This is a genomic window from Streptomyces sp. R33 (genome assembly GCF_041200175.1).
GTDB lineage: Bacteria > Actinomycetota > Actinomycetes > Streptomycetales > Streptomycetaceae > Streptomyces > Streptomyces katrae_B.
Genome location: NZ_CP165727.1, coordinates 5,079,023 through 5,101,408, shown reverse-complemented (window position 1 = coordinate 5,101,408; position 22,386 = coordinate 5,079,023). Strand labels below are relative to the sequence as shown.

The following is a 22,386-nucleotide window of genomic DNA, read 5'->3' as shown; positions in this document are numbered from 1 at the left end:
GCATGGACCTCCACGCCCCTCCGCCCGAGAGATCTGACGGCGCCGAGGGTTCCGTGGTGGAACGGATTCCGATCGAGTCTGAGCACTACAGCAGGCACATGGCCGTCGAACGCGTGCATGGGAACGGTGTCTTTCACCTAGTCGGACCAAGCGGGGAGGATGCGCAGCTGCGAATGGCCTACGCAGCGGTCACCGGACAGGCCATTCGTCAGATGTGATGCCTAACGTCTTTGACAAGCACACCGATTCAGGAAAGCTCGGGAGACGCCATGCCCAGACCACACCGCCGACTGGCGAGCACCTGCATCGGTACGGTCACGGCCGGACTGCTCGCCACCGGGGCCGCGCTCGCGGCCCCCGAGCGGGAGCAGCCCAAGGGCTCCGACATCGCCGTGGGCGCCTTTCTCGACTCCGGTCCGCCCGGAGTCGCCCGGATCCCCAACCTGTCGCGCTGGCTGGGCGGCAAGGAGATCCGGGTCGGCCACACCTATCTGCCCGGGGACCGCTGGGCCCGCATCGAGGGCCCCGACTTCCTGGAGCCGTGGGCCGAGTGGCGCCGTGCCAAGGCGGACCGGCTGTTCGTCCTGAACGTGCCCATGCAGGAGCGCAACGAGGACCGGGTCCCCGACCGCAAGGTGGCGCAGCTGATCCGGGCGGGTGCGAAGGGCGAGTTCGACCGGCACTTCGAGAAGCTCGCCCGACGGCTGGTGGAGCTGGGCGTCCCGGACACGGTGATCGTGCTCGGCTGGGAGATGAACGGCGCCACGTACACCCACCGCTGCGCGCCGGACCCGGAGGGCTGGAAGCAGTACTGGCGGCGGATCGTCAACGCGATGCGCTCCGTCCCCGGTGCGGAGTTCAAGTTCGATTACGCCCCCAACCGCGGGTCGGACGCGATCGGCTGGACCAACTGCTACCCGGGCGACGACGTGGTCGACATCGTCGGCATGGATTCGTACGACCAGGCTCCCGGCAAGACGTTCGACGAGATGGTCAAGCAGCCGTACGGGCTCCAGCAGCACGTGGATTTCGCGAAAGCGCACGGCAAAGAGATCTCGTACCCGGAGTGGGGGCTGTTCCGGCACGGGGACAACGCGGAGTACGTGCGGCGCATGCTGAAGTGGATCGAGCAGCACAGGCCGCTGTACCACACCATCACGGACTACTGCCCGCACGGCGTGTGGCAGTGCAAGCAGAACCCGAAGTCCGCGAAGGCCTTCCGGGCCGCGCTCGCGCCCCAGCGTCCGGACCCGGTCCCGACGCCCGTGGTGCCCACGCCGGTCATCCCGACGCCGGTCGTGCCGACGCCCGTCGTACCGACCCCGGTCGTACCGACCCCGGTGATCCCGACGCCGGTCGTGCCGATCCCGCAGATCCCGACCCCCGAGATCCCCGTGCCCTCCCCGGCGATCCCGTCGCCGGAGATCCCGGAGATCCCGCAGATCCCGAGTCCGCAGGTCCCGCTCCCGCTCCCGGTCCCGGTGCCGGTGCCGGTCCCCTCGCCGGAGATCCCGAGCACGAGCCCGAGCCCCGAGCCCGTGCCGGTGCCCGAGCCCGTGCCGGTCCCCGAGCCCGTGCCCGAGCCCTCGCCGGCGGTCCCGTCGCCCGAGACCCCGGTGGACCCGAGCCCGGACCCCGTCCCGGTGCCGGTCCCGTCGCCGGAGATCCCGAACCCGGTCCCGTCGCCGGAGGTCCCGGTCCCGAGCCCCGTCCCGAGCCCGGTCGTGCCGAAGCCCGAGCCCCCCGAACCGCCCGCCAACAGCACGGAGTGGTGCGTGCCGCTCAACTTCGGCGAGTGGCTCTCCAAGCTGGTCGGCAAGCAGTCGGTCTGCATCAAGATCAACTGGGGCAAGGACTCCGGCTTCTGGCCCTGGTAGAACCGTCATCGGACCCGCAGTTCGTTGAGCCGCGCCCGCCAGTCCCTGGCGGCCGGCAGGGCCTCGCGCAGCGCGTCCACCGCACGCTCGCGCCCCGTCACCTGCGATTCGTGCAGGCGGAGCAGGGGCGCGAGCGCCGTCCTGGCCAGCAGGAACCGCTGGTTGACGACCGTCTCGGGCCGCCAGTGGTTCTTGTACGGCTCGTTGCCGCGCAGGAAGCTCACCACCGGGCGGCCCTCCGCGAGGGCGCGGCCGGCCTCGTAGCGCAGCAACAGCGTCGCCACGTCCACCTTCCGGGTCCGCAGGTCCGGGTCGGCCCCGTACAGGTAGCCGCCGCTCAACGCCCCCGACAGCAGGGTGACGTTGGCGGCGACCACCTTCCCGTCCAGCCGGAACTCGGTCAGCCGGCCCTCGCCGGCCCGCACCATCCGCCGGGTGGCCCGGGTCAGGTGCTCGGCGAAACGGGGCCTGAGGTGCTCCGGGGTCACCCCGCGGCCGCGCCACTGCTTCTCGTGGAGCTGCAGCAGCGTCCGTACCGCGCGCGGCACCTCCTGCTCGGTGACCTCGTGCTCCTCGATCCCGGCCGCGTCGGTCTTGCGCAGCTTGGCCCGGACCCGCTGGGCACCCGAGGCCGGCATCCGCTTGACCAGCTCGTCGAACGGCAGCGCGGGCAGCTCCATGCAGGTGGAGTCGGCGAGCTTGCTCCGGATCCCCGGCCACTGGCCGTACAGCGCCTCGGCGGCGGCCCCGGGCCGCACCTCGCGCAGGTCGACGACCGCGCCGCGGGCGGCCCGGTGCAGCCCGCGGGCCAGCGCCGGAACGACCTGGTCGGCGTACTGCGCGTCCACGAGCACGTCGAAGTAGTCGGTGATGCCGCCGCCGAGCGGCACCAGGAGCGGCAGCGGCCGGTGGACGAGCATCAGCGCGCAGGCGCCGACGAGTTCCCCGCCGCGCCGTACGAGCACGATGCGCAGCCGCCCGTCCCGGCCGTACGAGAGCCACCAGGAGTGCAGCCAGGCGTGGCTCTGGAAGGGAGTGGCGGTGGGACAGGCCCGGAAGAGCCGGTTCCACGGCTCTTCCAGCGCGGCGAACTGCCGGGGGTCGCGGCACAGCGTCACCGACAGGGCCCCGGTGGAGCCCGTAGTCATCGCACGGACTCCTTCTCCTTGGTCTCGTTGTGGTCGCCCTGGGCGGGCAGGGAGGCGTACTCCTCGACGACCGGCTGTTCCTCGGACCGGCCCTCGGGCCGCCGGCTGCGGCCGGGCCGGGCCAGCAGCCACAGCCCGCCGAGCAGCCCGCCGGCGCACAGCCCGACGGCCCCGCTGACGGTGGCGGACGGCGAGGCGGGCTCGCTCGGCGCGACGGCCTGGTTGAACAGCAGCAGCTGGACGCCGGTGTTCTTGGCGGCCTGATTGCTGCTCAGCGAGAGCGCATCGGCAACGGCGTTGGCGATGTCCGCGGCTTCGGTCGGGCTCTTCGACGTTCCCGTGATGGCGATCATCGGGGACTCGGGGGAGGTCTCGGCGCGCACCTGCGTACGGAGCCGGCGGGCGCTGATGCCCGCCCGGGGCTGGGCGTACGCGAGGGTGGAACTGCTGGTCGCGATGCGCGCGTACGCCTGGGCGAAGCCGAGGGCGGTCGCGGGCTCGGTGGTGTCGTCCGGGACGGCGACGACGTAGCTGGTGGCGGCGTACTCGGGCGCCTTGAGCACCCCGTACGCCCCGCCCGCGGCCAGCCCGAGAGCGGCGGCGACGGGCAGAGGCCACCACGCGGGCGGCGGCAGCAGCCGCACCCTGCGACGACGGCGGTCGGTCTTCTTCTGATCGGACTTCTTCTGATCGGCGGTGTCAGCCATCTACGTGCCTTCCTGGAGGAATGGGAGTTCTTTCGGGCCCCGCGTCGGGAGCCCCTTCGGCGCTGCGTGAATCAACCGCCCGGCGGCACTTCCAGCCCCGCCGGCGTGTGAGGCGCGGGGTCCGGGTCAGCGCCCCGGGAGTCCGGCCTGCGGCCGGCCGTCGACCGCACCGCAGCGCCTTCCACGGCGCAGCCCGGCAGTTCCGGCCCGGCCGGCGGCCGGGGCGCAGGGGCCGGGGCTCCGGACAGGGCCAGGGCGTAGACCTCGAGGAGCTGGTCCGCGCTGCGGGCGATGTCGTAGCGGCGGACCACTGGTGGCGGCGGCAGCCGACGCGCGCCCGCCTCCATGTGCCCGCGCAGGGCGGCGACCAGCTCCTCCGTCCCGGTCCCGATCCGCCGCGCCCCCGGCGCCTGCGCCGCCGGGAGGTCGTCGATCGCCGGACAGGTGACGTGCAGCACGGGCAGCCCCGCAGCCAGCGCCTCCACGACCGCCAGCCCGAACGCCTCCTCCCGCGACGGCGACACGAAGACGTCCATCGCGGCCAGCAGCGCCGGGATCCCCGGCGTCCGCCCGTCCGCGCTGTCGCCCAGCGGGTCCCGCTCCCCCAACAGATGGACCCGGCTCTGCGCGCCCAGCTCCGCCGCCAGCCGCCGCAGCGCCGCCCGCTCCGGACCGTCCCCGGCGAGCAGCAGATGCGCGCCCGGCAGCGCCGCCACCGCCCGGACCAGCGAGTCGAACCGCTTGCCCGGCACCAGCCGCCCGACCCCGCCGACCACGAACGCCCGTTCGGGCAGCCCGCTGCGGGCCCGGGTGGCCCTGCGCACGCCTTCGTCGAAGCGGAAGCGGACGGCCTCGATCCCGTTCGGTACGACATGCACCCGCGCGGCCGGCACGCCCCACCCCTCCAGCCGCGCCGCCACGGTGTCCGACACCGCCACGGTCGCCGCGCCCAGCCGCTCACTGGCCAGGTACAGCGCCCGCACCCCGGACGTCAGCCGCCGGCCCTCGATCTCGCCCTCGCCGAGGGAGTGCTCGGTGGCCACGGTCGCCCCGACCCCCGCGAGCCGGGCCGCGAGCCGCCCGTACACGCAGGCCCGGTACAGGTGCGTGTGCACGAGGTCGTACTGCTCGCGCCGGATGAACCGCACCAGCCTCGGCAGCGCCCCCAGGTCCCGGTTGCCCCGCATCCCCAGGTGCACCACCCGGACCCCGTCGGCCCGCAGCCCCTCGGCCACCGGCCCGGGGTTGGTCAGGGTCAGCACGTCGCAGCGCATCGGCATGTGCCGCAGCAGCAGCCTCAGTTGCTGCTCGGCGCCGCCGACCCCGAGCCCCGTGATGATGTGCAGCGCCCGTGGCGACTTCATCGGTGCACCGCCCGCCGCAGCTCCCGCACCCGGTGCCGCAGCTGCTTGATCCGCAGCCGCCCGGCCCCGTCCGCCTGGCTGACGTGGGTGCGCGGCAGGGCGTGCGGGCCGGCCAGCCGCCCGGGGTCGATGGCGCACGCGTACCCGTACCCGGCGGCCCGCGTCGCCGCGACGACCCGCTCGTCGAGGTGCCCGTACGGGTAGCAGAACCCCTCCGGCAGGGTCCCGGTCAGCTCCCGGATCAGCTCGCGGCTGCCCCGCAGCTCCTGCTGGAGGATGTCGTCGGCGGCCGCGGTGAGGTCCTGGTGGAGCAGCCCGTGCGAACCGATCTCCTGTCCGGCGGCGGCCACTTCGCGGATGCCCTCGGCGGTCAGCAGGGACTTGCGCGGACCGAGCGGGTCCCACGCGTTGTCCACCCCGAGCCGCCCGGGCAGCACGAACAGCGTCGAGGTGCAGTCGTGGCGGCGCAGCAGCGGCAGCGCCCGGGTCAGGTAGTCGGTGTAGCCGTCGTCGAAGGTCAGCCCGACGAGCCCGGCGCCGCGCCCGGCCGCGTGCGCCCGGAGCAGTTCGCCGACGGACACCCCGCGCAGGCCCCGGGAGCGCAGCCACAGCAGCTGGCCCTCCAGCGTGCCCGGGGTGACGGTGATGCCGTACGGGTCCTCTGCGGGGTCGGTGAACTCGGCGACCGAGTGGTACATCAGGACCCACGGCGAGGCGGTCCGGCGGGCGGGGACCGTCGCGGCGGCCGGCGCCGTGCGGGTGTCAGCGGGCATTGCGGAACCTCTGGGTCATCTTGGTGATCTGGGCGGGCAGGGCGGTGATCTCGAGCGCCCGTATGGCCATGCCGCAGGCGCCGAACATGGCGGGAACGAGCAGGCAGCCGAGTGCGGCGCTGAGCATCGGGTCGGGGATCATGGGACCGGCGATCCAGCCGGTGCCGCAGGCGCCGACGGCGGCGACGGAGAGCCGGCCGATGCTCAGCGCGACCCGGCGGACCTGGATGGCGACGATCCGCGAGCCGAGCCCGGTGAGCAGCAGGACGGCGGTGGTGGAGATGCCGGCGGCGTTGGCTGCGGCGATGCCGTACGTGCCCCACCAGCGGACGGCGAAGGCTCCGGCCACGATGTTGACGAGGAGTCCGGCGCCCATCGCGAGCGCCGGGAACCAGGTGGGCCGGGCGGTCGAGAAGAAGGGCCGGGACAGCGCCCCGACGAGGCAGTGGCCGAGGAGTCCGAGGCCGTAGACCCGCATGACGGAGGCGGTGGCCATTGTGTCGCGGTGGGTGAAGGCGCCGCGTTCGAAGAGGACCTGGATGATCTGGGGCGCGTACCCGATGACGAGGGCGCTGCCCATGAGGACGGCGAGGGAAGCCAGTGCGAGGTCCTGTTCGACGCGCCGCCGGGCCTTCTCGCGCTCGCCGCCGGCCATGGCCTGGGCGACGACGGGGAAGGTGACGGTGCAGATCATCAGCGACAGCACCATCGGCATCTGCGCGACCTTCTGCGCGTAGTTCAGGTGCGAGATGGCCCCGGGCGGCAGCGAGGCGGCCAGGAACCGCTCGACCAGGACCTGCGACTGCCGGAACACGGCGAAGAAGATGACCGGGGCGATCAGCCCGAACGCCATCAGGGTGGGCCGGTCCCGGTCGCGCTGGCTGCGCGGCGCGCCCTTCGCGCGGGACGGGCCGAAGCCCACGTTCCGGATGAACGCGGGCAGTTGGACCAGCGCCATCAGCAGCCCGCCGACGGCGACCCCGGCGGCCGCGGCCCGCACCCCCCACGCCGCGTGCAGCGCGACCATCGTCCCGATGATCCCGACGTTGTACGAGACGTAGATCGCGGCCGGTGGAACGAACGAACGGTGCGCCCGGAGGGCGGCGCTGAAGTACCCCGCGATGCCGAACGACAGCACGGTCAGTGCGGTCATCCGGGTGCACTCCACGGCCAGGTCCGGATCCGGCAGTCCGGGCGCGAGCACGGCGACGACGAGCGGCGCGGCAACGACCAGCACGGAGGCGACGGCCGCCAGGAGCACCGCCAGCCGCGGCAGGGTCGCCCCCACGAGCAGCCGTACGGGGTCCTGCGCGCGGGCCTCCTTGCGGGTGAGCCCCGCGCGGCCGGCCGCCCGCCGGGCCAGGGCATGGCTGAACGCGGGCACCATCAGCAGCGCCATGGCGTCCTCGATCAGCAGCGTCGAGGCCATCTCGGGCACGGTCCAGGCGATCAGGAACGCGTCGCTGTCGTGCCCGGCCCCGAAGAGATGCGCGATGGTCTGGTCCCGGACCAGCCCGAACACCGCCCCGGCGGCGGTCAGTCCCGCCGTGACGGCGGCGGCCTTGGCCAGGAACCGCCCCAGCGGAGCCGGCGCGCTCCCGCCTCCGCTCCCGCCGGCTCCGCTCCCCCCGGCCCCGCCGACCGCCCGCGCATGGCCGGGGCCGAGCGGGGGAACGGGGGGCACCGGCGGGACCGGAGCCGGGTCGGGGTGCGGCGGACGGCCCGCAGCCGCGGCGACTTCGGTCGCCGCGGCCGCGGGCCGCCGCCAGGGCGTCGTATCCGTCACCGGCCGTCCGCACCCGGTACGGCGCGCAGGCCGGCGGCGAGGCCGGTGCGCCCGTCCGCGGCAGCGGCGAGGCCGGTGGCGTCCTGCCGGGAGGGCAAGGCCCACCAGGCCGCCAGGCCGATGATCACTCCGGTCAGGACGGTGGACGGCCCGCCGATGTCGGCGTACAGGAAGTCGGTGAGCTGCCAGACGAACAGCCCGATCGCGATCAGGCCGCAGTCCTGGAGCCCGGACCCGCCCGTGGCGCACCGCCGCAGTCCCGCGACCAGCAGCGCCGCCCAGCCTCCCGCCAGCGCGGTCAGCCCGATCAGGCCCTGCTCGCTCAGCACCAGCAGGTACATGTTGTGCGGGGAGAGCAGCGGCTGGCGGATGTACGCCTGCCCCGCGCCGGCGGTGTCGCTGCCGGAGGACAGCCCCAGCGAGGAGTGCCCGTCCCGGTTGGCCGGGAAGCCCTTGAGGCCCACGCCGACCGCCGGCCGCTCGCGCCACATCGACTCGGCGGCGGCCCACATCGTGTAGCGGTCGGTCACCGACTGGTCGGGGGCGCTGGAGACCTGGGTGATCGAGGTCAGCCGCTCCGCGACCATCTCGGAGCCGACCCCGAGCCCGCCCACCAGCACCACACCGGCCGCGGCCAGCGCGAGGAGCACCTTCAGGGCCCGCCGGATCCCGGCCAGCAGCATCACCAGCACCGCCGCGCCGGCGGTGGCGATCCAGGCGCCCCGGCTGAACGACAGCACCAGCGGCACCACCAGTACCAGCGCAGCGGCGCCCGCCGACTGTCGTACCCGGCGGGGCAGTCCCGGAGCCAGCGCCGCGGCGGTCGCCACGACCAGCCCGTACGCCACCACGGTGGCCATGCCCATCACGTCGCCGGGGCCGAACGTGCCGACGGCCCGGACGTCCTCGCCCTGGTACGAGGCCCCGGTGTGGGTCGCGTACTGCACGACCCCCACCGCGCCCTGCACCAGCGCCAGCACCACGAAGCACCCCGCAGCCAGCCGGAACTCCCCGGCGTCGCGCACCAGCAGCACGATCGCCGCCGGGACCAGCACGAACACCTGGAGGTAGCGCACGAAACCGGGCAGCGCCGCGTACGGGTCCCCGGCGGTCACGGTCGCGACGGCCAGCCCCACGGCGGGCACGCCCAGCACAGGCACGCCCAGCGGGCTCAGCTCCCGCACCCGCCCGCGCAGCGCCTGCACCACGCACACGAACACCAGCACCAGGGATGCGGCATCGGCCGGTCCGACCTTGCCGGAGGTGCTCGCGTCACCCGCCGCGATCGGGGCGAGGAGCAGCAGGACGGTCGCGGCGAGCGGCAGCAGCGGCCAGTGCCGCCGCAGCAACCCCGCGGCGTCGGGCGGCCGGGAGCCGCCCAGGGATACGGCGACGCTCATCAGCTGCCCCCCAGCCGGAAGCGGAAGAAGGAGGCCGCGGTGCGGGCGAGGATCCACAGGTCCTGCCACAGCGACCAGGTGTCGATGTAGTGGTTGTCGAAGCGGGCCCGGTCCTCGATGGAGGTGTCCCCGCGCAGGCCGTTGATCTGGGCGAGCCCGGTGATGCCGACGGGCATCCGGTGCCGGGCCTCGTAGCCGGGGTGCACGGCGGCGAACTTCGCCACGAAGAACGGCCGTTCCGGCCGCGGTCCGACCAGGCTCATGTCACCCCGTACGACGTTCCACAGCTGCGGCAGCTCGTCGAGCGAGGACTTGCGCAGCAAGGAGCCGATGGGGCTCATGCGGTGGTCGCCCGCGACCGTCCACCGGGTGGCGGACTCGTGCTCGTCGGCGCGCAGGGTGCGGAACTTCAGCAGCGTGAACGGGCGCCCGTACAGGCCGACCCGCTCCTGCCGGAAGATCACCCCGGGCCCGTCGGAGATCCGTACCGCGAGCGCGCACACGCCCATCACGGGCGCGGCCGCGATCAGTGCGATCGCGGCCAGCAGCCCGTCGACGGCCCGCTTCACCCAGCGCTCCACCGGCCGGGACGGGCGGGGCAGCAGCGGCTGTACGGCGTACCCCCACAGCTGGTCGGCGGGTTGGGCCACCCGCATGCCGGTCACCTTGGCGGTGCCGGCCGGGTCGGCGAGCCAGAGCCGGCAGCCGTGGTCGTGGAAGAGGCGGACGAGGGAGGCGGTGCGCTCGTCGGCCTCCGGCGGGCGGGTGAACACCGCGTGCCGGACCGAGTTCTGGATGACCGCGCGCCGGATGTCCTCGTGGGTGGCGAGCACCGGCACGCTGCCGCCGCCCTCCTCGCCGGCGCCGGTGTCGGCGAGCCCGACGGGCCGCAGCCCGTACTCGGGGCGCCCGTGCAGGGCGGCGGCGACCGCGCTCGCCCCGGCTCCGGGGCCGACGACGAGGGCGGAGTAGGGGCGGCGCCGGGCGGAGCGGCAGCGGAGCCCGTTGGCGAACCCGCGGCCCGTGCACGTCAGCAGGATCTGCAGGCAGACGGCGCTCAGCAGGGCGGACCAGCCCAGGGCCCGGCCCCCTGCCGTGGCGGCAACGACGGCGGCGACCCCGCACCACAGGACGGCGGCCCGCCCGGCCAGCGCGGGCAGGTCCAGCAGCGCGGAGGGCGCGAGTCGCGGCCGGTACAGACCGGCCTGCGCGTGCAGCGCGGCGGCCAGCACGGCGATCGGGGCGGCGGCCTCGGCCGGCAGCGCCGCCCCGGGCCGGGCCAGGACCGTCGTGGTCAGTACGGCCGCCAGCGCGTCGGCGGTCAGCAGCGGGACGACCCCGTCGCGGCGCCGGACCCGCTGCGGCCGCGCCAGGGGCCGGGCCGGGTCGGCCCTGGGCCGGCGCGGGGGGTGGATGGCGGTCACGGACCGTCGGACGGCTGCGGTGCCGGCGGTGCCTCCGGCGGGCCCCGTGCCGCCCTGCCCGGTGTGCCGGGCGGGTGCGCTGTCCATCGTCATCGGCTGATGCGCTCCTGGTTCAAGGGCCGGGGCCTGCCCAGCAGTTCGTGGTACAGACCGGTGACCGCGTCCGTGGTCCGCCGCACGTCGAAGTCGGTCCGGGCGTGCTGCTGGGCCTGCTCCCCGAGTTCGGCGAGCAGCCGCGGTTCGGCGAGGAGCCGTCCCAGGGCCTTGGCCAGGGCCGTCGGGTCCTCCGGCGGTACCAGGCAGAGCCGTCCCTGGCCGGGCGGCAGACTCTCCCGGGCACCGCTGACGTCGGAGACCAGGACCGGTCGGCCGCAGGCCATGGCTTCGAGCGGGGCGAGCGCCATGCCCTCCCACCGCGACGGCAGTACAACGAGATCGGCGGCCCGAAGCCACGGTCGGATGTCGGGGGCGGCCCCCGCGAAGAGCACCCCGGGTGGGGCGGTGCGGCGCAGCCGCTCGGTGTCGGGGCCGTCGCCGACGAGCGCGAGACGGGCCTCGGGGAGGTTGCCGAGCACCTCTCGCCAGGCCCGGAGCAGGATGTCCTGGCCCTTCTGGTGACAGAGCCGGCCCACGCAGACGGCGAGCGGCCCGTCCCCCAGGAAGGCGGTGGGCAAGGGCAGTTCGGTACGCGCCCGGGTCCGGTCCGCGGCCCGGTCGGGCCCGCCGGGGCGGAAGTGGTCGAGGTCCACGCCGTTGCGGATCACCGACCAGTGGGCGGCGATCCCCTCGGCCTCGCCGGCCCGGCGTTCGGCCTCGCTGACGCAGAGCACCCGGTCGGCCCAACGGGCCCCGAACCGCTCCCAGCGCAGGGCGAGCGCGGCGGTGGCCCCGCCGACGGCGTCGAAGGACCAGGCGTGCGGCTGGAAGACGGTGGGCACGGCCCCGCGGACGGCGAGCCGCCCGGCGAGGCCCGCCTTGGCGCTGTGGGCGTGCAGGACGTCGGGCCGGATCCTGCCGATCACCCGCCGGGCGCCGAGCACTTCGGCGGGCAGGTCGGGCCCGGGGGCCCGCCCGGCGCGCCAGGTGAGCACCTCGGCTCCGGCGCTACGGGCGGCGTCGGCGAGCTGTCCGCCGCGCGGGCAGCCGACGGCGGTCCGCAGACCGGCGGCCGTCTGCGCGCGGACGAGGTCGACGACGACACGGGCGACACCGCCGTCGACGGGCTGGACGAGATGCAGGACGGACAGGGGACGGGGAATCGGGACCTGCGCAGGGGAGAACTGCGCAGGGGGAGGCTGTTTCGGCACGCGGAGCGGTCTCCTACGTTCAGCGGCGCGCGTCTGTCTGAACGAAGAGCACGCCGAGGAATTGACCCTGGCTTTCGCCCGCGAACCTGAAGCTCAGGCTGCGGGCGCCACCGGACAGGGCGGGACTCAGGTCGAACACGTCCGCGTCATATCCGAGATTATTCATATGTTCGGGCTGTCGCACGAAAGACTGATGTCCGAATTCCGTGATCGTGGAATTCATAACATCATTAAAAGGATTTTCTGCATCGCTGACGTCGACCCGGCGGCCGCTGTCGGCGGTCACCGTGAGTGAGTCGCCGAGGGTCCCACGGTCCCCGTCGTACGCGACCACCCCGGCCTTGCCGGCGGATCCGGCGGCCGCGTCGAGGCCGGCGATCTCGACCGTCTCACCGGCCGCCCCGCCCGCACCGGCGGCGAGCGACTCGAAGCCGTCCCACAGCGAGATCCGGCGTACCGGCTCCTGCGGGTGCTCGTAGGCCACGACCAGCGTCCAGCCGCCCCAGGCACCCACCTCGGAGTTGCCCATCGCGATGTTCAGCTGGGCGACCGTCCACATCCCGGCGCCGCCCTTGCGGACCAGCGGGGTGACGTCGGCCGAGGCCTGGTAGGCATCGCTGCCCGCATCCGTACGGTGGCCGATCACGGTGTCGGCGAGGACTTCCTTGTACGCCCCTCCCGGCTCGGCGACCAGCACCCGGCCGTTGTCCTGCGGCGGCTTCTGCTCGCCCACCCGCAGGTTCCCGCCCCAGTACAGGCGGGCGTACGAAACCTTCGCGCCCTGCGGGACCTTGAGCTCGGCGCGGGTGGAGTTGTAGGTGTCCGGGTCCTTGTCGACCTCGCTGTAGAACATGTCGAAGTCGCCGTTGACCCCGGCCGCGCCCCGCTTGACGTCGGCGCACGGCTCGGCGTCCGGCGCCTCCTCCCGGCGGCAGGCGATGGAGGAGTTGGAGGCCCGTACCAGCCCGCCGCGCTGGACGGCCTGGTAGCGCTGGGTGAACGGGATCTTGGGCATTTCCCGCACGGCGGGTGCCGCGGGGCCCGGCGGTGCTGCGGCCGCGGCCACAGCAGGGACGTTCGCCGAAAGTACGAGGCAGGACAGCAGACCGAGCGTGCCGAGGAATCTTCGGGACGAACCCATGAACCCCGTCTCCATTTTCGATCAAGGGGACAAAACAGGAGTGAACTTTGTCAGAAGTCGGGCGGGAAATCACGCCGGACTCGCTCGTACGGCCTTTTGGGCGATAACACGCACCCTCGCAGTCGGCGGGTCGTTATGCGGTTGCACCACCGTTCGAACCGAAAGGAAAATCGGAGATGAAGAAGAGGCTGATGCGCGGCGCCACGATGGCTGTCGCGGGCGCTGCGGTCCTGATGGGCGGCGCGGGCCTCGCCTCCGCGGACAGCTCGGCGGAGGGCGTCGCGGTGGGGTCCCCCGGCGTACTGAGCGGCAACCTGGTCCAGGTCCCCGTCCACATCCCGGTGAACGTCTGCGGCCTGTCCGCCAACCTGGTCGGCGTGCTGAACCCGGCGTTCGGCAACACCTGCGTCAACGCCTGACCGTCCCCCCTGCCGTCAACCGTGCTGCCCGAAACGACGGCATCCGGGTGAAGCCACGCAACCCGAACCGGAGCCGGGGCGTTGTTCCGGGTGCTCCACCACCGGGCAATCCAGCAAAAAAGGGACGACAATGATCAAGAAGATGATGGCCACTGCGGCTGCTGCAGCCTCGGTCGTGGGCATCGGTGCCGCTCTGGCCCCGCAGGCGATGGCCATCGGCAACGACAACGGCATCAACACCGTGAACGGCAACGGCGCTTCGCAGATCTACGGCAACCAGGCCACGTACGGGACCATGAGCCCCCAGATGGCGCTCATCCAGGGCTCGTTCAACAAGCCCTGCATCGCCCTGCCCGCGAAGGCCAACGTCCAGAGCCTGATCGGCGCCGTCCCGATCGGCCTCCAGGACATCAACGTCCTGTCGAACCCGCAGAACCAGCAGTGCACCGAGAACTCCACCCAGGCCAAGGGCGACGAGGCCCTCTCGCACATCCTGGACAACATCCCGATCCTGTCGGGCAACGGCGCCGTCCACAGCTGACCCGGACCGCGTGCCAGCGAGGCCGCCGCACCCGCTCCGGGTCGCGGCGGCCTCGCCGCTTGTCGGCGCCCCAATAGCGTCGTAAATTCACCGCAGTTTCCGTCCTCCGGGCGTTGGGGTGAATTTCGGTGAATTACGGAGCCGCCCGCAAAAATCTGCGGTTTCTTTTTCCGGACCCACTCGTTGTTATTTCTGCAGTGGACACGCCTCTGCGGGAAGGATCGAAATCAAAATGACGTACAAGAAGGCAGTGGTGCTGGCCGCCGGCGTTCTGATGGCCGCCGGTGCCGCCTCGCCCGCCATGGCCGACGCGGTCGCCGACGGCAAGGCCATCGGCTCCCCCGGCGTCCTGTCCGGCAACGCCGTTCAGGTGCCGATCAACATCCCGATCAACCTCTGCGGCAACACCGTGAACATCGTCGCGCTGCTGAACCCGGCGTTCGGCAACGTCTGCATCAACCGCTGACGCAGCGCTTGCGCCCGCAAGGGCGAACCTCCTCGGGGTGGCCTCGGAGTGCACGGCGGTGCACTCCGGGGCCACCTTCGATTCAGCACCGGCGGGAGTGCCGGAGACAGGGAAGGACCCATGCGACAGGTACTGAGCCGACAGGTACTGGGCAAGGGGGTGCTCACGGCGGCGGCCGCCTCGAGCCTGCTGTCGATCGCGACCGGCGCGGCCTGCGCGCACCCGGCGGCGATGGCCGAAGCCTCGCATTCGCCGGGTGTGCTGTCCGGCAACAGCGTCTCGGTACCGATCACCCTCTCGCCGAACGTGTGCGGCAACAGCGTGGACGGCGGAGCAGCGCTCAACCCCTCGTTCGGGAACAAGTGCGCCACCACGACCGGTACGGACGCACACCACGCCGACCACGACTACGGGCGCTACCTCAGTCCCGAGAACGCCGAGGTCTTCGAGCGCTACCTCGAGGAGCGTCAGGGCGGCCGGCACGCGCTGCCGGAGCAGCGCCGGGAGGAGCCCCGTCACGAGGAGTCCCGCCGGCCGGAGCCGCGGCACGCGGCACCCCGGCACGAGGAGTCCCGCGACGAGGGCGGCTACGGCGGTTCGGGTGAGGAGGGCGACCGGAGCCACGGCGGACCGGCCGACCACCGCGATCAGGGCGGACCGCGCGGGCAGGGCGGTCACCGCGGCCCGGACGAGGAGGAGTGCGACGACCACCCGCACGCCCTCCCGGCCCCGGCGCCCGCGGCCCACCACGCGCCCCCGGCACCCGAGCGGCCGCAGCCTCGGCCCCACCCGAGGCCGGAGGCGGAGCACCCGGCTCCGAAGCCCGCCCCGGTCCCCGAGGCGCCAGTGGCGCAGACGCCCGCGCCGCCGAAGCCCGCGCCGGAGCCCGTCCCCGCTCCGGTGACCCTCCCGGCCCCGGTCGCGGAGGCGCCCCGGCCGCTTCCGGCCCCCGCTCCGGTCGCCGAGGAAGCGCCCGTCCCCGCGCCGCCGCACGGCAGCCAGTTCGTGGAGCACCCGGCCCCGGCGCCCGCTCCCGAGGTCGTCCGTCCCGCCGACCAGCCGCCGGCCGCCCCCGCCGGCGACGTCCCCGTTTACCTGGCACCGGCACCGGCACCCGCACCGGCGCCCGTCCCCGCGGCCCCGGTCCCGGTCCCGGCCGCGCCCGTTCCCGCGCCCGCCCCGGCGCACGTTTCGGCGCCGGCGCTCGCCGAGACCGGCGCGGGTCAGCCCGCCGCCGCGGCTGCCCTCGCCTCGGCACTGATCCTGGGCGGCGCCATTCTGTACCGGAGGTCCCGTATCTCCTGACCGGCAATACCGGTAATCGGAAGAAATATCGGCCGGAGAATCCCTGACGGGTTCTCCGGCCGTTGCCGTACGCGTTTCCGCAGCGGCGGGGAATCGTTACCCAGGACGAAAGCGGCGCGACGGTCGCCACTGGTCCCTGTCCACGAAAGAAGAGGATTTCGATAATGAAGCTCACGAAGGTCGCCGCGGTCATCGCCGGCTCCGTTGCCGCGCTCGGCGCCTCCGCTCCCGCCTTCGCGGCCGACGCCCCGGCCGTGATGCCCCCCACGAGCCTGACGGGCGGGGCCACCGAGACGTTCGACTCGCTCGCCCCGGTCACCGAGTCGCTCCCGCAGACCCTGGGCAACGGGCTGGCCGAGCAGGGCGAGGCCGTCACCCAGGTCGTGGACACCGCCCAGCGCGTCAATCAGGTCCGCAACAATGCGCCGGCCGAGGTGCTCGAAGTCGCGAACGGACTCACGCAGGTGTCCCCGCTCCTCGGCGGCGTGAAGCTCAACGGCGGGGCGCACTGAGCCGGTCGGGTCGCCTCCCCGGCACAAACCACTGTGGGCGCCACCGGCCGAGGCCGGTGGCGCCCACAGTCAAGTGTGCGACAGACGTCAGTCGTTGACGCAGACGTTGCCGAACGCGGGGTTCAGCGCAGCGATCACGTTCACGGTGTTGCCGCAGACGTTGATCGGAACGTGAACCGGGACCTGGACCAGGTTGCCCGAGAGGACACCGGGGGAGCCCACGGCCGCGCCCTCGGCCGACGAGTCGGCCATGGCGGAGCCGGCGGCACCGGCCGCAGCGAGACCGGCGGAGGCCAGGACCAGGGCGGCCTTCTTGGCAGAGTTCATGGGAAGTGCACCTTCTGTTCGATGTTCTGCCCCGACGCGGGGCTCACACCGAGCGAAACGGTTCAGACTCCCGGACGACACGGCCTCGCGCGCAATCAGACCTGTTCAGCTCAATAGTCGTAACCACGCACGGTTTTCCGGCGCCTTCCTCCGCCACCCCGCCTCCCCTACGGGAGGCCCGGGACCTCCGGCACGATCTCCACCGGCGTCAGGACCGGGTTGGCCGGTGCCGGTGCCGGCTTGGCCGGGACCGCCGGTTTGGAGACCGGGGCGGCCGGCTTGGCCACGGGTGCCGCCGGCTTCGAGACCGGGGCGGCCGGCTTGGCCACGGGTGCCGCCGGCTTCGAGACGGGGATCTCCGGAACCTCGGGGATCTCCGGGATTTCGGGAATCTCGGGGATCTCGGGGATCTCGGGGATCTCGGGAATCTCCGGGATCTCGGGGAGGGAGGGGATCGGCAGCGACGGGATCGCCGGGATCGCCGGCAGGTTCGGCAGCGTCGGCAGCTGGATCGGCGGCAGCGTCACCCCCGGCAGCAGGCCCTGCAGAGACTTGAGGAGTCCGTCCAGGGTGGCGGTGATCCCCGCGAGGAGGTCGTCGAGCGGGCCGGCCGCCGCCACACGGCGGTCGATCTGCTCCTGGGCGGCCGCCACTCGTTTCCTGACGGCGGCCGACGCGTCACCGTCCGCGGCGCCCGCGGGGGCGGCCGCGCCGGTGAGTATGACGACGGCGAGGGCCGACGGGACGAGGACGCGACTGCGGAACGGCTTCGTGCGGTGCATAGGGGTTCCTTCGGTGGTCGCACAGAGGCGGACCCGAGCGATCCGCTTCCTTACCCACCGTGCGAACACCCTGCACGGAGCGCAACCGGAGCGAGCGGGATGCCGGTCGGCCGTAAGGGCTGCGTACGGGCTTCGCGCACACGTCCGCAGGAGGCTCACCCGGGGTGGGGAAAACCTCGAGCCGAGCGGGCCGTTCGGGTGAAGCCGCGGAACCAACCCCCAGGCAGGGCAGTTGACCAGGACGCTCCACTAGCGGGCACTCGTGCGACAAAAGGACCAATGATGCTCAAGAAGATCATGACTGCTGCCGCGGTCACCGCCGCCGCCGTCGGCGCGGGCGCTGCTGTTGCCGCCCCGGCCATGGCCATCGGCAACGACAACGGGGTCACCACCATCAACGGGAACGGCGCTTCCCAGATCTACGGCAACCAGAAGACCGCGGGCGACCTGAGCCCGCAGCTCAGCCTGGTCCAGGGCACGCTCAACAAGCCCTGCGTCGGCCTGCCGGTGAAGGTCAACATCCAGAGCCTGGTCGGCGCCGTGCCGATCGGCGTCCAGGACGTCAACCTCCTGTCGAACCCGCAGAACCAGCAGTGCACCGAGAACTCCACCCAGGCCAAGGGCGACGAGGCCCTCTCGCACATCCTGGACAACATCCCGGTCCTGTCGGGCAACGGCGCCGTCGGCAGCTGATTTCCGCTCCCCTGACTTTTGCAGTCCGGGCCCACCCCGCCCGTGGAGCGATGTGACGAGGGCCCCGGCAGCCTCCAGCTGCCGGGGCCCTTGCGCGTGCCGGGCCTCACCCAGTCCAGAACTCCCACCACCGGGTGAGGATCAGCATTCCGATCACTCCGATGTGCAGGGCGGGCGGGGCCCAGCCGAACTCGGCGAAGAAGGTCCGCACCGGGCCGGGAGCGGGCAGGGCGCGGGTGCGGACGTTGTACGCGGTGACGGCCCAGAACATCAGCAGGGTGGCCACCCAGGTCAGACAGCACCACAGGCAGAGCGCGTTGATCTCGTACAGGGACTGCGCCATCAGCCAGCTGCAGAAGCCGACTCCGAAGACGGTGCCGGCGTTCAGTCCCAGCCAGAACCAGCCGCGGTAGCGGGCGCCGGCCAGCAGGCCCGCGCCGAGGCACACGACCGCCCCGTACGCGACCAGTCCCAGCAGGGGGTTGGGGAAGCCGAAGGCCGCCGCCTGGTCGCTCTGCATGACGCTGCCGCAGGAGACGACGGGGTTGAGGCTGCAGGCGGGCTTGAAGTCCGGGTCCTCCAGCAGCAGGAACTTGTCGAGGGTGATCACCCAGGAGGCCAGCACCCCGGCGGCCCCGGTCAGCACCAGCAGCCAGGCCAACGCCCGGGGGGTGGCGACCGGTTCGTCCTCGTCTCGACTGTGGGGCCGCCCCTGCTGGCGGGGAAGGCCCACTGTTTTCGTAGCCATACGGCCCATGTTCTCCCGCTCCGGCACAGACCCGGGTGAACCATGCTCATCCCTGCGCAAGTTGACCTGAAGGGGTGGGGGAACCCCTGATGCTTCCCGGACGTTTTACCGAATCCCGGACGTGATGTCAGAGCCAGGGGCTACGTTGAGCGTCCGCGAAGTCACTAGCTGCGACGGCCTGGAGACCCACCTTGAGCGATCCGTACGAGACAACCGCGGCGCACCTCGAGCGACTCCTGGGCCGCGCCCTCAACTCCTTCGACCTGCCGGACCGGTTGGTCGAGCGCCTCGGTACGGCGCTCGCCCACAGCTCTTCCCTGTACACCACCCACCACAGCCCGGCGGCGGGGCGGTGGCGGGAGACCCACCGACACACGTACCTGCTGTCCGACGGCGGTTCCGCGTCCTTGTGGGAGCTGGTCTACCGGCTGGAGGACGACCGGACGATCCGGCACGAGGTCTTCGCGAGCAAGGCGGAGACCTGCCTGGCCGTGGCCCGGCTGTTCGGCGACGCCCCGGCGGAGGCCGCGTTCGACCCGGAGCTGGATCCGGCGTTCGCCGCTGCCGAGGAGGAGCCCGACACCGACGTGGCGGTACTGAGCGCACTGTTCGCGGCCGGTGCGCCGACGCACCGGCACCGGGAGTACGGGGTGGAGGAGTCCGCCGACCATGCGCGCAGGGTGCTGCGGCGTGCGGAGAACCCGGACCGGCCCGGCGAGGGGACGGCGCTGCTGTTGAGATCGGCGTACGCGCACCAGATCACCCAGGCGTTCGGCACCCGGCCGTGCAGGGCGGACGGGCGCAGTGCCGGATTCAGCCTGTACGAGCACTCCTTCGTGCTGCTGGACGGGAGCGAGCTCAGCCTGTGGGAGGTCGAGCACACGGCGACGCCGGACGGGCGGCACATGTGCGAGGTGTACGAGAGCGAGGCGGCCGCCCGCGGGGCGATGGAGCTCCGCGCGAGGGTGAGATGACACCGCTTCAGCGCAGGTTCACGGCGTGGCGGGGGCGGACAGGCGGCGGTCCGGGGGCGGGTTCTCGGTGACGCGGACCGCCTCGGGGCGCAGGTCCGCGGGGACCGGCATCGCGCTGCCGGGGAGCTGCACCGCGGCCGCGCCGTGGGCCAGGGCAGAGGCGAGGGCCCCGGGGCCGGTCCCGCCCGCGATCAGGAAGCCGGCCAGGGAGGCGTCGCCCGCTCCGACATCGCTGCGGACGGCGGCCACGGGGGCCGTGCCGTGGAAGGTGCCCTCGGCGCTCACCAGGAGCTGGCCGTCCGCGCCGAGCGAGGCCAGCACCGCGCCCGCGCCCCGGGAGCGGAGCTCCTGGGCCGCGCGGGCGACCTCGCCCAGGGTGGCCAGCGGGCGGCCGACCGCCTGGGCGAGCTCCGCGGTATTGGGCTTGATCAGGTCCGGGCGGGCTTGAAGTGCGGCGCTCAGCGCCGGGCCCGAGGTGTCCAGTGCGACCTTGGCGCCGGCCTCGCGGGCCCGGGCGACCAGGTCGGCGTACCACTCGGGCGGCAGGCCGCGCGGGAGGCTGCCGCAGGCCGCGATCCAGGCCGGTTCTCCGGCCTCGGTACGGACGGTCTCCAGCAGGAGGGCGGATTCCTCCGGGGTGAGTTCGGGACCGGGCGCGTTGATCTTGGTGAGGGTGCCGTCCGGTTCGACGAGGGAGATGTTCGACCGGGTCTGCCCGGCGACCGTCACCGCGGTGACGTCCACGCCCTGTGCACCCAGCAGTTCGGCGATCAGTGCGCCCGAGGCGCCGCCGAGCGGGAGGACCGCCGTCGTGAGGACTCCCGCGGCGGCCACCGCGCGGGAGACGTTGACCCCCTTGCCGCCGGGGTCGACGCGGTCGCCGGTGGCGCGCAGCACGGCGCCGCGGTCCAGCGAGGGGACCTCGTACGTCCGGTCGAGGGAGGGGTTCGGGGTGACGGTGAGGATCATACGAGCACGACCTCTGCTGATCACGCGCCCACCGTACGCCCGTTCCGGAGCAAACCAAAGCAAACGGGCATGTCCGCCGGCAGCAGCGGACATGCCCGTCGGGGGAACGGTGCGGGGCTACCCGGCGGGGACGGCCTCCGGAGCGGCCGCGGGCTCGGCCTGCAGGCCGCCCTCGCGCTGCTCCATCGGGACCGACTTGCGCGGCAGCACGAACATCACCGCGAAGATCACGATCATCACGGCCGCGATCCACCACAGCGCACCGTGGAAGGCATCGACGTACGGCGCGCCGAAGACGCGGTCGTCGTCCATCAGGCCGAAGAAGACGACGGAGGTGAGGCCGAGGCCCAGCGCGTTGCCCATCTGGCCGGTGGTGTTGATCAGGCCGGAGGCCGAACCGGCGTGCTCGCGCGGCACCTCGGACAGCACGGTGTCGTTCAGCGGCGCGACGATCAGCCCCATGCCGAGGCCCATGAGGATCAGGGGTGCGGCCATCTGCCAGGAGGCGATCTCCATGCCGTAGTGCTGCGCCTCCCAGATGTAGAGGAGGATGCCCCCGGCCATGACGAGCGCGCCCGCCTGGAGCACCTTGCGGCCGAAGCGCGGTACGAGCTTCCCGACGGACATGCCCGCGGCGGCCGAGACGGAGAGGGAGAACGGGATGCCGGTGGCACCGGCCTTCAGGGCGCTCCAGCCGAGGCCCATCTGCATGTACATCGTCCAGACCAGGAAGAAGATGCCGGTCGCGATACCGAAGGTCAGCTGGACGGCGATGCCGCCCGCGAAGCTCTTGACCTTGAAGAGCGAGAGCTCCACCAGCGGGGAGCCGTCCTTGCGGATCTTGTACTTCTCGTACGCGATGAAGGCGGCGAAGACGAAGGGCGAGGCGATCATGCTGACGAAGCCCCAGACCGGCCAGTCGTTCTCGCGGCCGTGCGTGAGCGGAAAGATCAGCATGACCAGGGCGAGGGTGGCCAGCACGACACCGACCACGTCGAGGCGCAGGGCCTTGGGCGCCTTCGACTCGATGATGAACTTGCGGCCCAGGATCACGCCGGCGATGCCGACCGGCAGGTTGATCAGGAAGATCGGGCGCCATTCGAGACCGAAGAGGTTCCCCTCGGTGAGCAGGGCGCCGAGCATCGGGCCGGAGACGGCGCCGAGGCCGACGACCGCGCCGAACATGCCGAAGACCTTGCCGCGCTCATGGGGCGGGAACGTCACGTGGATGATCGCCAGCACCTGCGGGACCATCAACGCCGCCATGGCTCCCTGGAGGATGCGGGAGGCGACGAGCATGTCGGGGTTGGCGGCGATGCCGCAGAGCAGCGACGCGGCGGTGAAGCCGGCGATGCCGATGAGGAAGAGGCGCTTGCGGCCGTAGATGTCACCGAGACGGCCGCCGGTGATCAGGCCGGCCGCGAAGGCGAGCGCGTAGCCGGCGGTGATCCACTGGATCGCGCTGGTGGAGGCGCCGAAGTCCTCGCGCATGCGGGGTATCGCGATGTTGACGATCGTGACGTCGACCAGGTCCATGAAGGCCGCGGTCATCACGATGGCGAGCGCCAGCCAGCGGCGGCGGTCGGCGGGCGAGCTGGAACCTGCTGCGTCGTGGACGGTGTCGTTCCGCTCTTCTTGTACGGGCCCGTTCTCTCGCTCGGGCGCTGTCTGGGACGTCTCGCTGCTCATGGAGAGAAACCTAGACGGGATGTAGGTCAGTTGG

Annotated in this window: 22 protein-coding genes; 8 read left to right on the top strand and 14 right to left on the bottom strand. The window is 72.8% G+C overall.

The features are described 5' to 3' along the window. Positions 1-269: 269 nt before the first annotated feature. The gene (locus AB5J51_RS23460; protein WP_369778578.1) at positions 270-1,877 is read left to right on the top strand and encodes a glycoside hydrolase family 26 protein; all 1,608 of its coding nucleotides are present in this window, start codon (positions 270-272) and stop codon (positions 1,875-1,877) included. Between the two features lie 5 nt (positions 1,878-1,882). Here AB5J51_RS23460 and AB5J51_RS23455 read toward each other — a convergent pair whose 3' ends face one another. From AB5J51_RS23455 to AB5J51_RS23415, 9 genes are all read right to left on the bottom strand, one after another. After that, positions 1,883-3,025 (bottom strand): GNAT family N-acetyltransferase, encoded by a 1,143-nt coding sequence (locus AB5J51_RS23455; RefSeq protein ID WP_369778577.1) that lies wholly within the window; start codon positions 3,023-3,025, stop codon positions 1,883-1,885. Next, the gene (locus AB5J51_RS23450) at positions 3,022-3,732 is read right to left on the bottom strand and encodes a hypothetical protein (RefSeq protein ID WP_053786982.1); all 711 of its coding nucleotides are present in this window, start codon (positions 3,730-3,732) and stop codon (positions 3,022-3,024) included. Before AB5J51_RS23450 ends, AB5J51_RS23455 begins: the two co-directional genes overlap by 4 nt. A 71-nt stretch (positions 3,733-3,803) precedes the next feature. After that, positions 3,804-5,096, bottom strand: a complete 1,293-nt coding sequence (locus AB5J51_RS23445) for a glycosyltransferase (RefSeq protein ID WP_369778576.1) — start codon at positions 5,094-5,096, stop codon at positions 3,804-3,806. Beyond that, a complete protein-coding gene (locus AB5J51_RS23440) occupies positions 5,093-5,869 on the bottom strand; it encodes a polysaccharide deacetylase family protein (protein WP_053786981.1) in 777 nt (258 codons plus the stop codon). Before AB5J51_RS23440 ends, AB5J51_RS23445 begins: the two co-directional genes overlap by 4 nt. Then, positions 5,859-7,655 carry a murein biosynthesis integral membrane protein MurJ gene (gene murJ, locus AB5J51_RS23435; protein WP_369778575.1) on the bottom strand — a complete coding sequence of 599 codons (1,797 nt, stop codon included), beginning with the start codon at positions 7,653-7,655 and terminating at the stop codon, positions 5,859-5,861. The genes AB5J51_RS23440 and murJ overlap by 11 nt, the downstream gene beginning before the upstream one ends. Continuing rightward, a complete protein-coding gene (locus AB5J51_RS23430) occupies positions 7,652-9,055 on the bottom strand; it encodes an O-antigen ligase family protein (RefSeq protein ID WP_369778574.1) in 1,404 nt (467 codons plus the stop codon). Before AB5J51_RS23430 ends, murJ begins: the two co-directional genes overlap by 4 nt. Continuing rightward, a complete protein-coding gene (locus AB5J51_RS23425) occupies positions 9,055-10,572 on the bottom strand; it encodes an exopolysaccharide biosynthesis polyprenyl glycosylphosphotransferase (protein WP_369778573.1) in 1,518 nt (505 codons plus the stop codon). Before AB5J51_RS23425 ends, AB5J51_RS23430 begins: the two co-directional genes overlap by 1 nt. Further along, on the bottom strand, positions 10,569-11,786 hold the full coding sequence (locus tag AB5J51_RS23420; protein WP_369778572.1) for a glycosyltransferase: 1,218 nt from the start codon (positions 11,784-11,786) through the stop codon (positions 10,569-10,571). The genes AB5J51_RS23425 and AB5J51_RS23420 overlap by 4 nt, the downstream gene beginning before the upstream one ends. Positions 11,787-11,805: 19 nt before the next feature. Beyond that, complete coding sequence (locus AB5J51_RS23415) at positions 11,806-12,927, bottom strand: DUF3344 domain-containing protein (protein ID WP_053787012.1); 1,122 nt, start codon at positions 12,925-12,927, stop codon at positions 11,806-11,808. A 191-nt stretch (positions 12,928-13,118) separates the two neighbouring features. Between AB5J51_RS23415 and AB5J51_RS23410 the strand changes: the two genes are divergently transcribed. The 5 genes from AB5J51_RS23410 (at position 13,119) to AB5J51_RS23390 (ending at position 16,170) form a co-directional block, all read left to right on the top strand. Beyond that, complete coding sequence (locus tag AB5J51_RS23410) at positions 13,119-13,346, top strand: chaplin (RefSeq protein ID WP_369780294.1); 228 nt, start codon at positions 13,119-13,121, stop codon at positions 13,344-13,346. 130 nt (positions 13,347-13,476) lie between these two features. Then, positions 13,477-13,887 carry a rodlin gene (locus tag AB5J51_RS23405; RefSeq protein WP_136225600.1) on the top strand — a complete coding sequence of 137 codons (411 nt, stop codon included), beginning with the start codon at positions 13,477-13,479 and terminating at the stop codon, positions 13,885-13,887. Between the two features lie 232 nt (positions 13,888-14,119). Continuing rightward, positions 14,120-14,353, top strand: a complete 234-nt coding sequence (locus tag AB5J51_RS23400; RefSeq protein WP_136225601.1) for a chaplin — start codon at positions 14,120-14,122, stop codon at positions 14,351-14,353. A 120-nt stretch (positions 14,354-14,473) separates the two neighbouring features. Next, positions 14,474-15,658, top strand: coding sequence for a chaplin (locus tag AB5J51_RS23395; RefSeq protein WP_369778571.1), 1,185 nt, complete (start codon positions 14,474-14,476; stop codon positions 15,656-15,658). A gap of 164 nt (positions 15,659-15,822) precedes the next feature. Then, a complete protein-coding gene (locus tag AB5J51_RS23390) occupies positions 15,823-16,170 on the top strand; it encodes a hypothetical protein (RefSeq protein WP_053786977.1) in 348 nt (115 codons plus the stop codon). 87 nt (positions 16,171-16,257) lie between these two features. Here AB5J51_RS23390 and AB5J51_RS23385 read toward each other — a convergent pair whose 3' ends face one another. Both AB5J51_RS23385 and AB5J51_RS23380 read right to left on the bottom strand, forming a co-directional pair. Continuing rightward, on the bottom strand, positions 16,258-16,497 hold the full coding sequence (locus tag AB5J51_RS23385; RefSeq protein WP_053786976.1) for a chaplin: 240 nt from the start codon (positions 16,495-16,497) through the stop codon (positions 16,258-16,260). Positions 16,498-16,664: 167 nt separating this feature from the next. Beyond that, positions 16,665-17,279 (bottom strand): hypothetical protein, encoded by a 615-nt coding sequence (locus AB5J51_RS23380; RefSeq protein ID WP_369778570.1) that lies wholly within the window; start codon positions 17,277-17,279, stop codon positions 16,665-16,667. 282 nt (positions 17,280-17,561) lie between these two features. Between AB5J51_RS23380 and AB5J51_RS23375 the strand changes: the two genes are divergently transcribed. Further along, positions 17,562-17,972: a rodlin gene (locus AB5J51_RS23375; RefSeq protein WP_136225658.1), complete on the top strand. Its 411-nt coding sequence runs from the start codon at positions 17,562-17,564 to the stop codon at positions 17,970-17,972. A 106-nt stretch (positions 17,973-18,078) separates the two neighbouring features. On the opposite strand, the gene AB5J51_RS23370 is transcribed toward AB5J51_RS23375, so the two are convergent. Next, complete coding sequence (locus AB5J51_RS23370; protein ID WP_369778569.1) at positions 18,079-18,720, bottom strand: vitamin K epoxide reductase family protein; 642 nt, start codon at positions 18,718-18,720, stop codon at positions 18,079-18,081. Positions 18,721-18,911: 191 nt separating this feature from the next. Between AB5J51_RS23370 and AB5J51_RS23365 the strand changes: the two genes are divergently transcribed. Then, positions 18,912-19,694: a DUF6227 family protein gene (locus AB5J51_RS23365; protein WP_136225605.1), complete on the top strand. Its 783-nt coding sequence runs from the start codon at positions 18,912-18,914 to the stop codon at positions 19,692-19,694. 18 nt (positions 19,695-19,712) lie between these two features. Here AB5J51_RS23365 and pfkB read toward each other — a convergent pair whose 3' ends face one another. After that, entirely contained in the window at positions 19,713-20,663 is a 951-nt protein-coding gene (gene pfkB / locus AB5J51_RS23360; protein WP_369778568.1) for a 1-phosphofructokinase, read from the bottom strand. 117 nt (positions 20,664-20,780) lie between these two features. Then, the gene (locus tag AB5J51_RS23355; RefSeq protein WP_369778567.1) at positions 20,781-22,352 is read right to left on the bottom strand and encodes an MFS transporter; all 1,572 of its coding nucleotides are present in this window, start codon (positions 22,350-22,352) and stop codon (positions 20,781-20,783) included. Positions 22,353-22,386: the final 34 nt, after the last annotated feature.

Excerpts from the sequence above, each read along its gene's own strand:
- pfkB (WP_369778568.1), bottom strand. The coding sequence starts at position 20,663 with ATGATCCTCACCGTCACCCCGAACCCCTCCCTCGACCGGACGTACGAG.
- AB5J51_RS23395 (WP_369778571.1), top strand. The coding sequence starts at position 14,474 with ATGCGACAGGTACTGAGCCGACAGGTACTGGGCAAGGGGGTGCTCACG.
- AB5J51_RS23355 (WP_369778567.1), bottom strand. The coding sequence starts at position 22,352 with ATGAGCAGCGAGACGTCCCAGACAGCGCCCGAGCGAGAGAACGGGCCC.
- AB5J51_RS23445 (WP_369778576.1), bottom strand. The coding sequence starts at position 5,096 with ATGAAGTCGCCACGGGCGCTGCACATCATCACGGGGCTCGGGGTCGGC.
- AB5J51_RS23380 (WP_369778570.1), bottom strand. The coding sequence starts at position 17,279 with ATGCACCGCACGAAGCCGTTCCGCAGTCGCGTCCTCGTCCCGTCGGCC.
- AB5J51_RS23390 (WP_053786977.1), top strand. The coding sequence starts at position 15,823 with ATGAAGCTCACGAAGGTCGCCGCGGTCATCGCCGGCTCCGTTGCCGCG.
- AB5J51_RS23430 (WP_369778574.1), bottom strand. The coding sequence starts at position 9,055 with ATGAGCGTCGCCGTATCCCTGGGCGGCTCCCGGCCGCCCGACGCCGCG.
- AB5J51_RS23450 (WP_053786982.1), bottom strand. The coding sequence starts at position 3,732 with ATGGCTGACACCGCCGATCAGAAGAAGTCCGATCAGAAGAAGACCGAC.
- AB5J51_RS23425 (WP_369778573.1), bottom strand. The coding sequence starts at position 10,572 with ATGACGATGGACAGCGCACCCGCCCGGCACACCGGGCAGGGCGGCACG.
- AB5J51_RS23440 (WP_053786981.1), bottom strand. The coding sequence starts at position 5,869 with ATGCCCGCTGACACCCGCACGGCGCCGGCCGCCGCGACGGTCCCCGCC.
- AB5J51_RS23415 (WP_053787012.1), bottom strand. The coding sequence starts at position 12,927 with ATGGGTTCGTCCCGAAGATTCCTCGGCACGCTCGGTCTGCTGTCCTGC.
- AB5J51_RS23455 (WP_369778577.1), bottom strand. The coding sequence starts at position 3,025 with ATGACTACGGGCTCCACCGGGGCCCTGTCGGTGACGCTGTGCCGCGAC.
- AB5J51_RS23400 (WP_136225601.1), top strand. The coding sequence starts at position 14,120 with ATGACGTACAAGAAGGCAGTGGTGCTGGCCGCCGGCGTTCTGATGGCC.
- AB5J51_RS23375 (WP_136225658.1), top strand. The coding sequence starts at position 17,562 with ATGCTCAAGAAGATCATGACTGCTGCCGCGGTCACCGCCGCCGCCGTC.
- AB5J51_RS23385 (WP_053786976.1), bottom strand. The coding sequence starts at position 16,497 with ATGAACTCTGCCAAGAAGGCCGCCCTGGTCCTGGCCTCCGCCGGTCTC.
- AB5J51_RS23460 (WP_369778578.1), top strand. The coding sequence starts at position 270 with ATGCCCAGACCACACCGCCGACTGGCGAGCACCTGCATCGGTACGGTC.
- AB5J51_RS23405 (WP_136225600.1), top strand. The coding sequence starts at position 13,477 with ATGATCAAGAAGATGATGGCCACTGCGGCTGCTGCAGCCTCGGTCGTG.
- AB5J51_RS23410 (WP_369780294.1), top strand. The coding sequence starts at position 13,119 with ATGCGCGGCGCCACGATGGCTGTCGCGGGCGCTGCGGTCCTGATGGGC.
- AB5J51_RS23370 (WP_369778569.1), bottom strand. The coding sequence starts at position 18,720 with ATGGCTACGAAAACAGTGGGCCTTCCCCGCCAGCAGGGGCGGCCCCAC.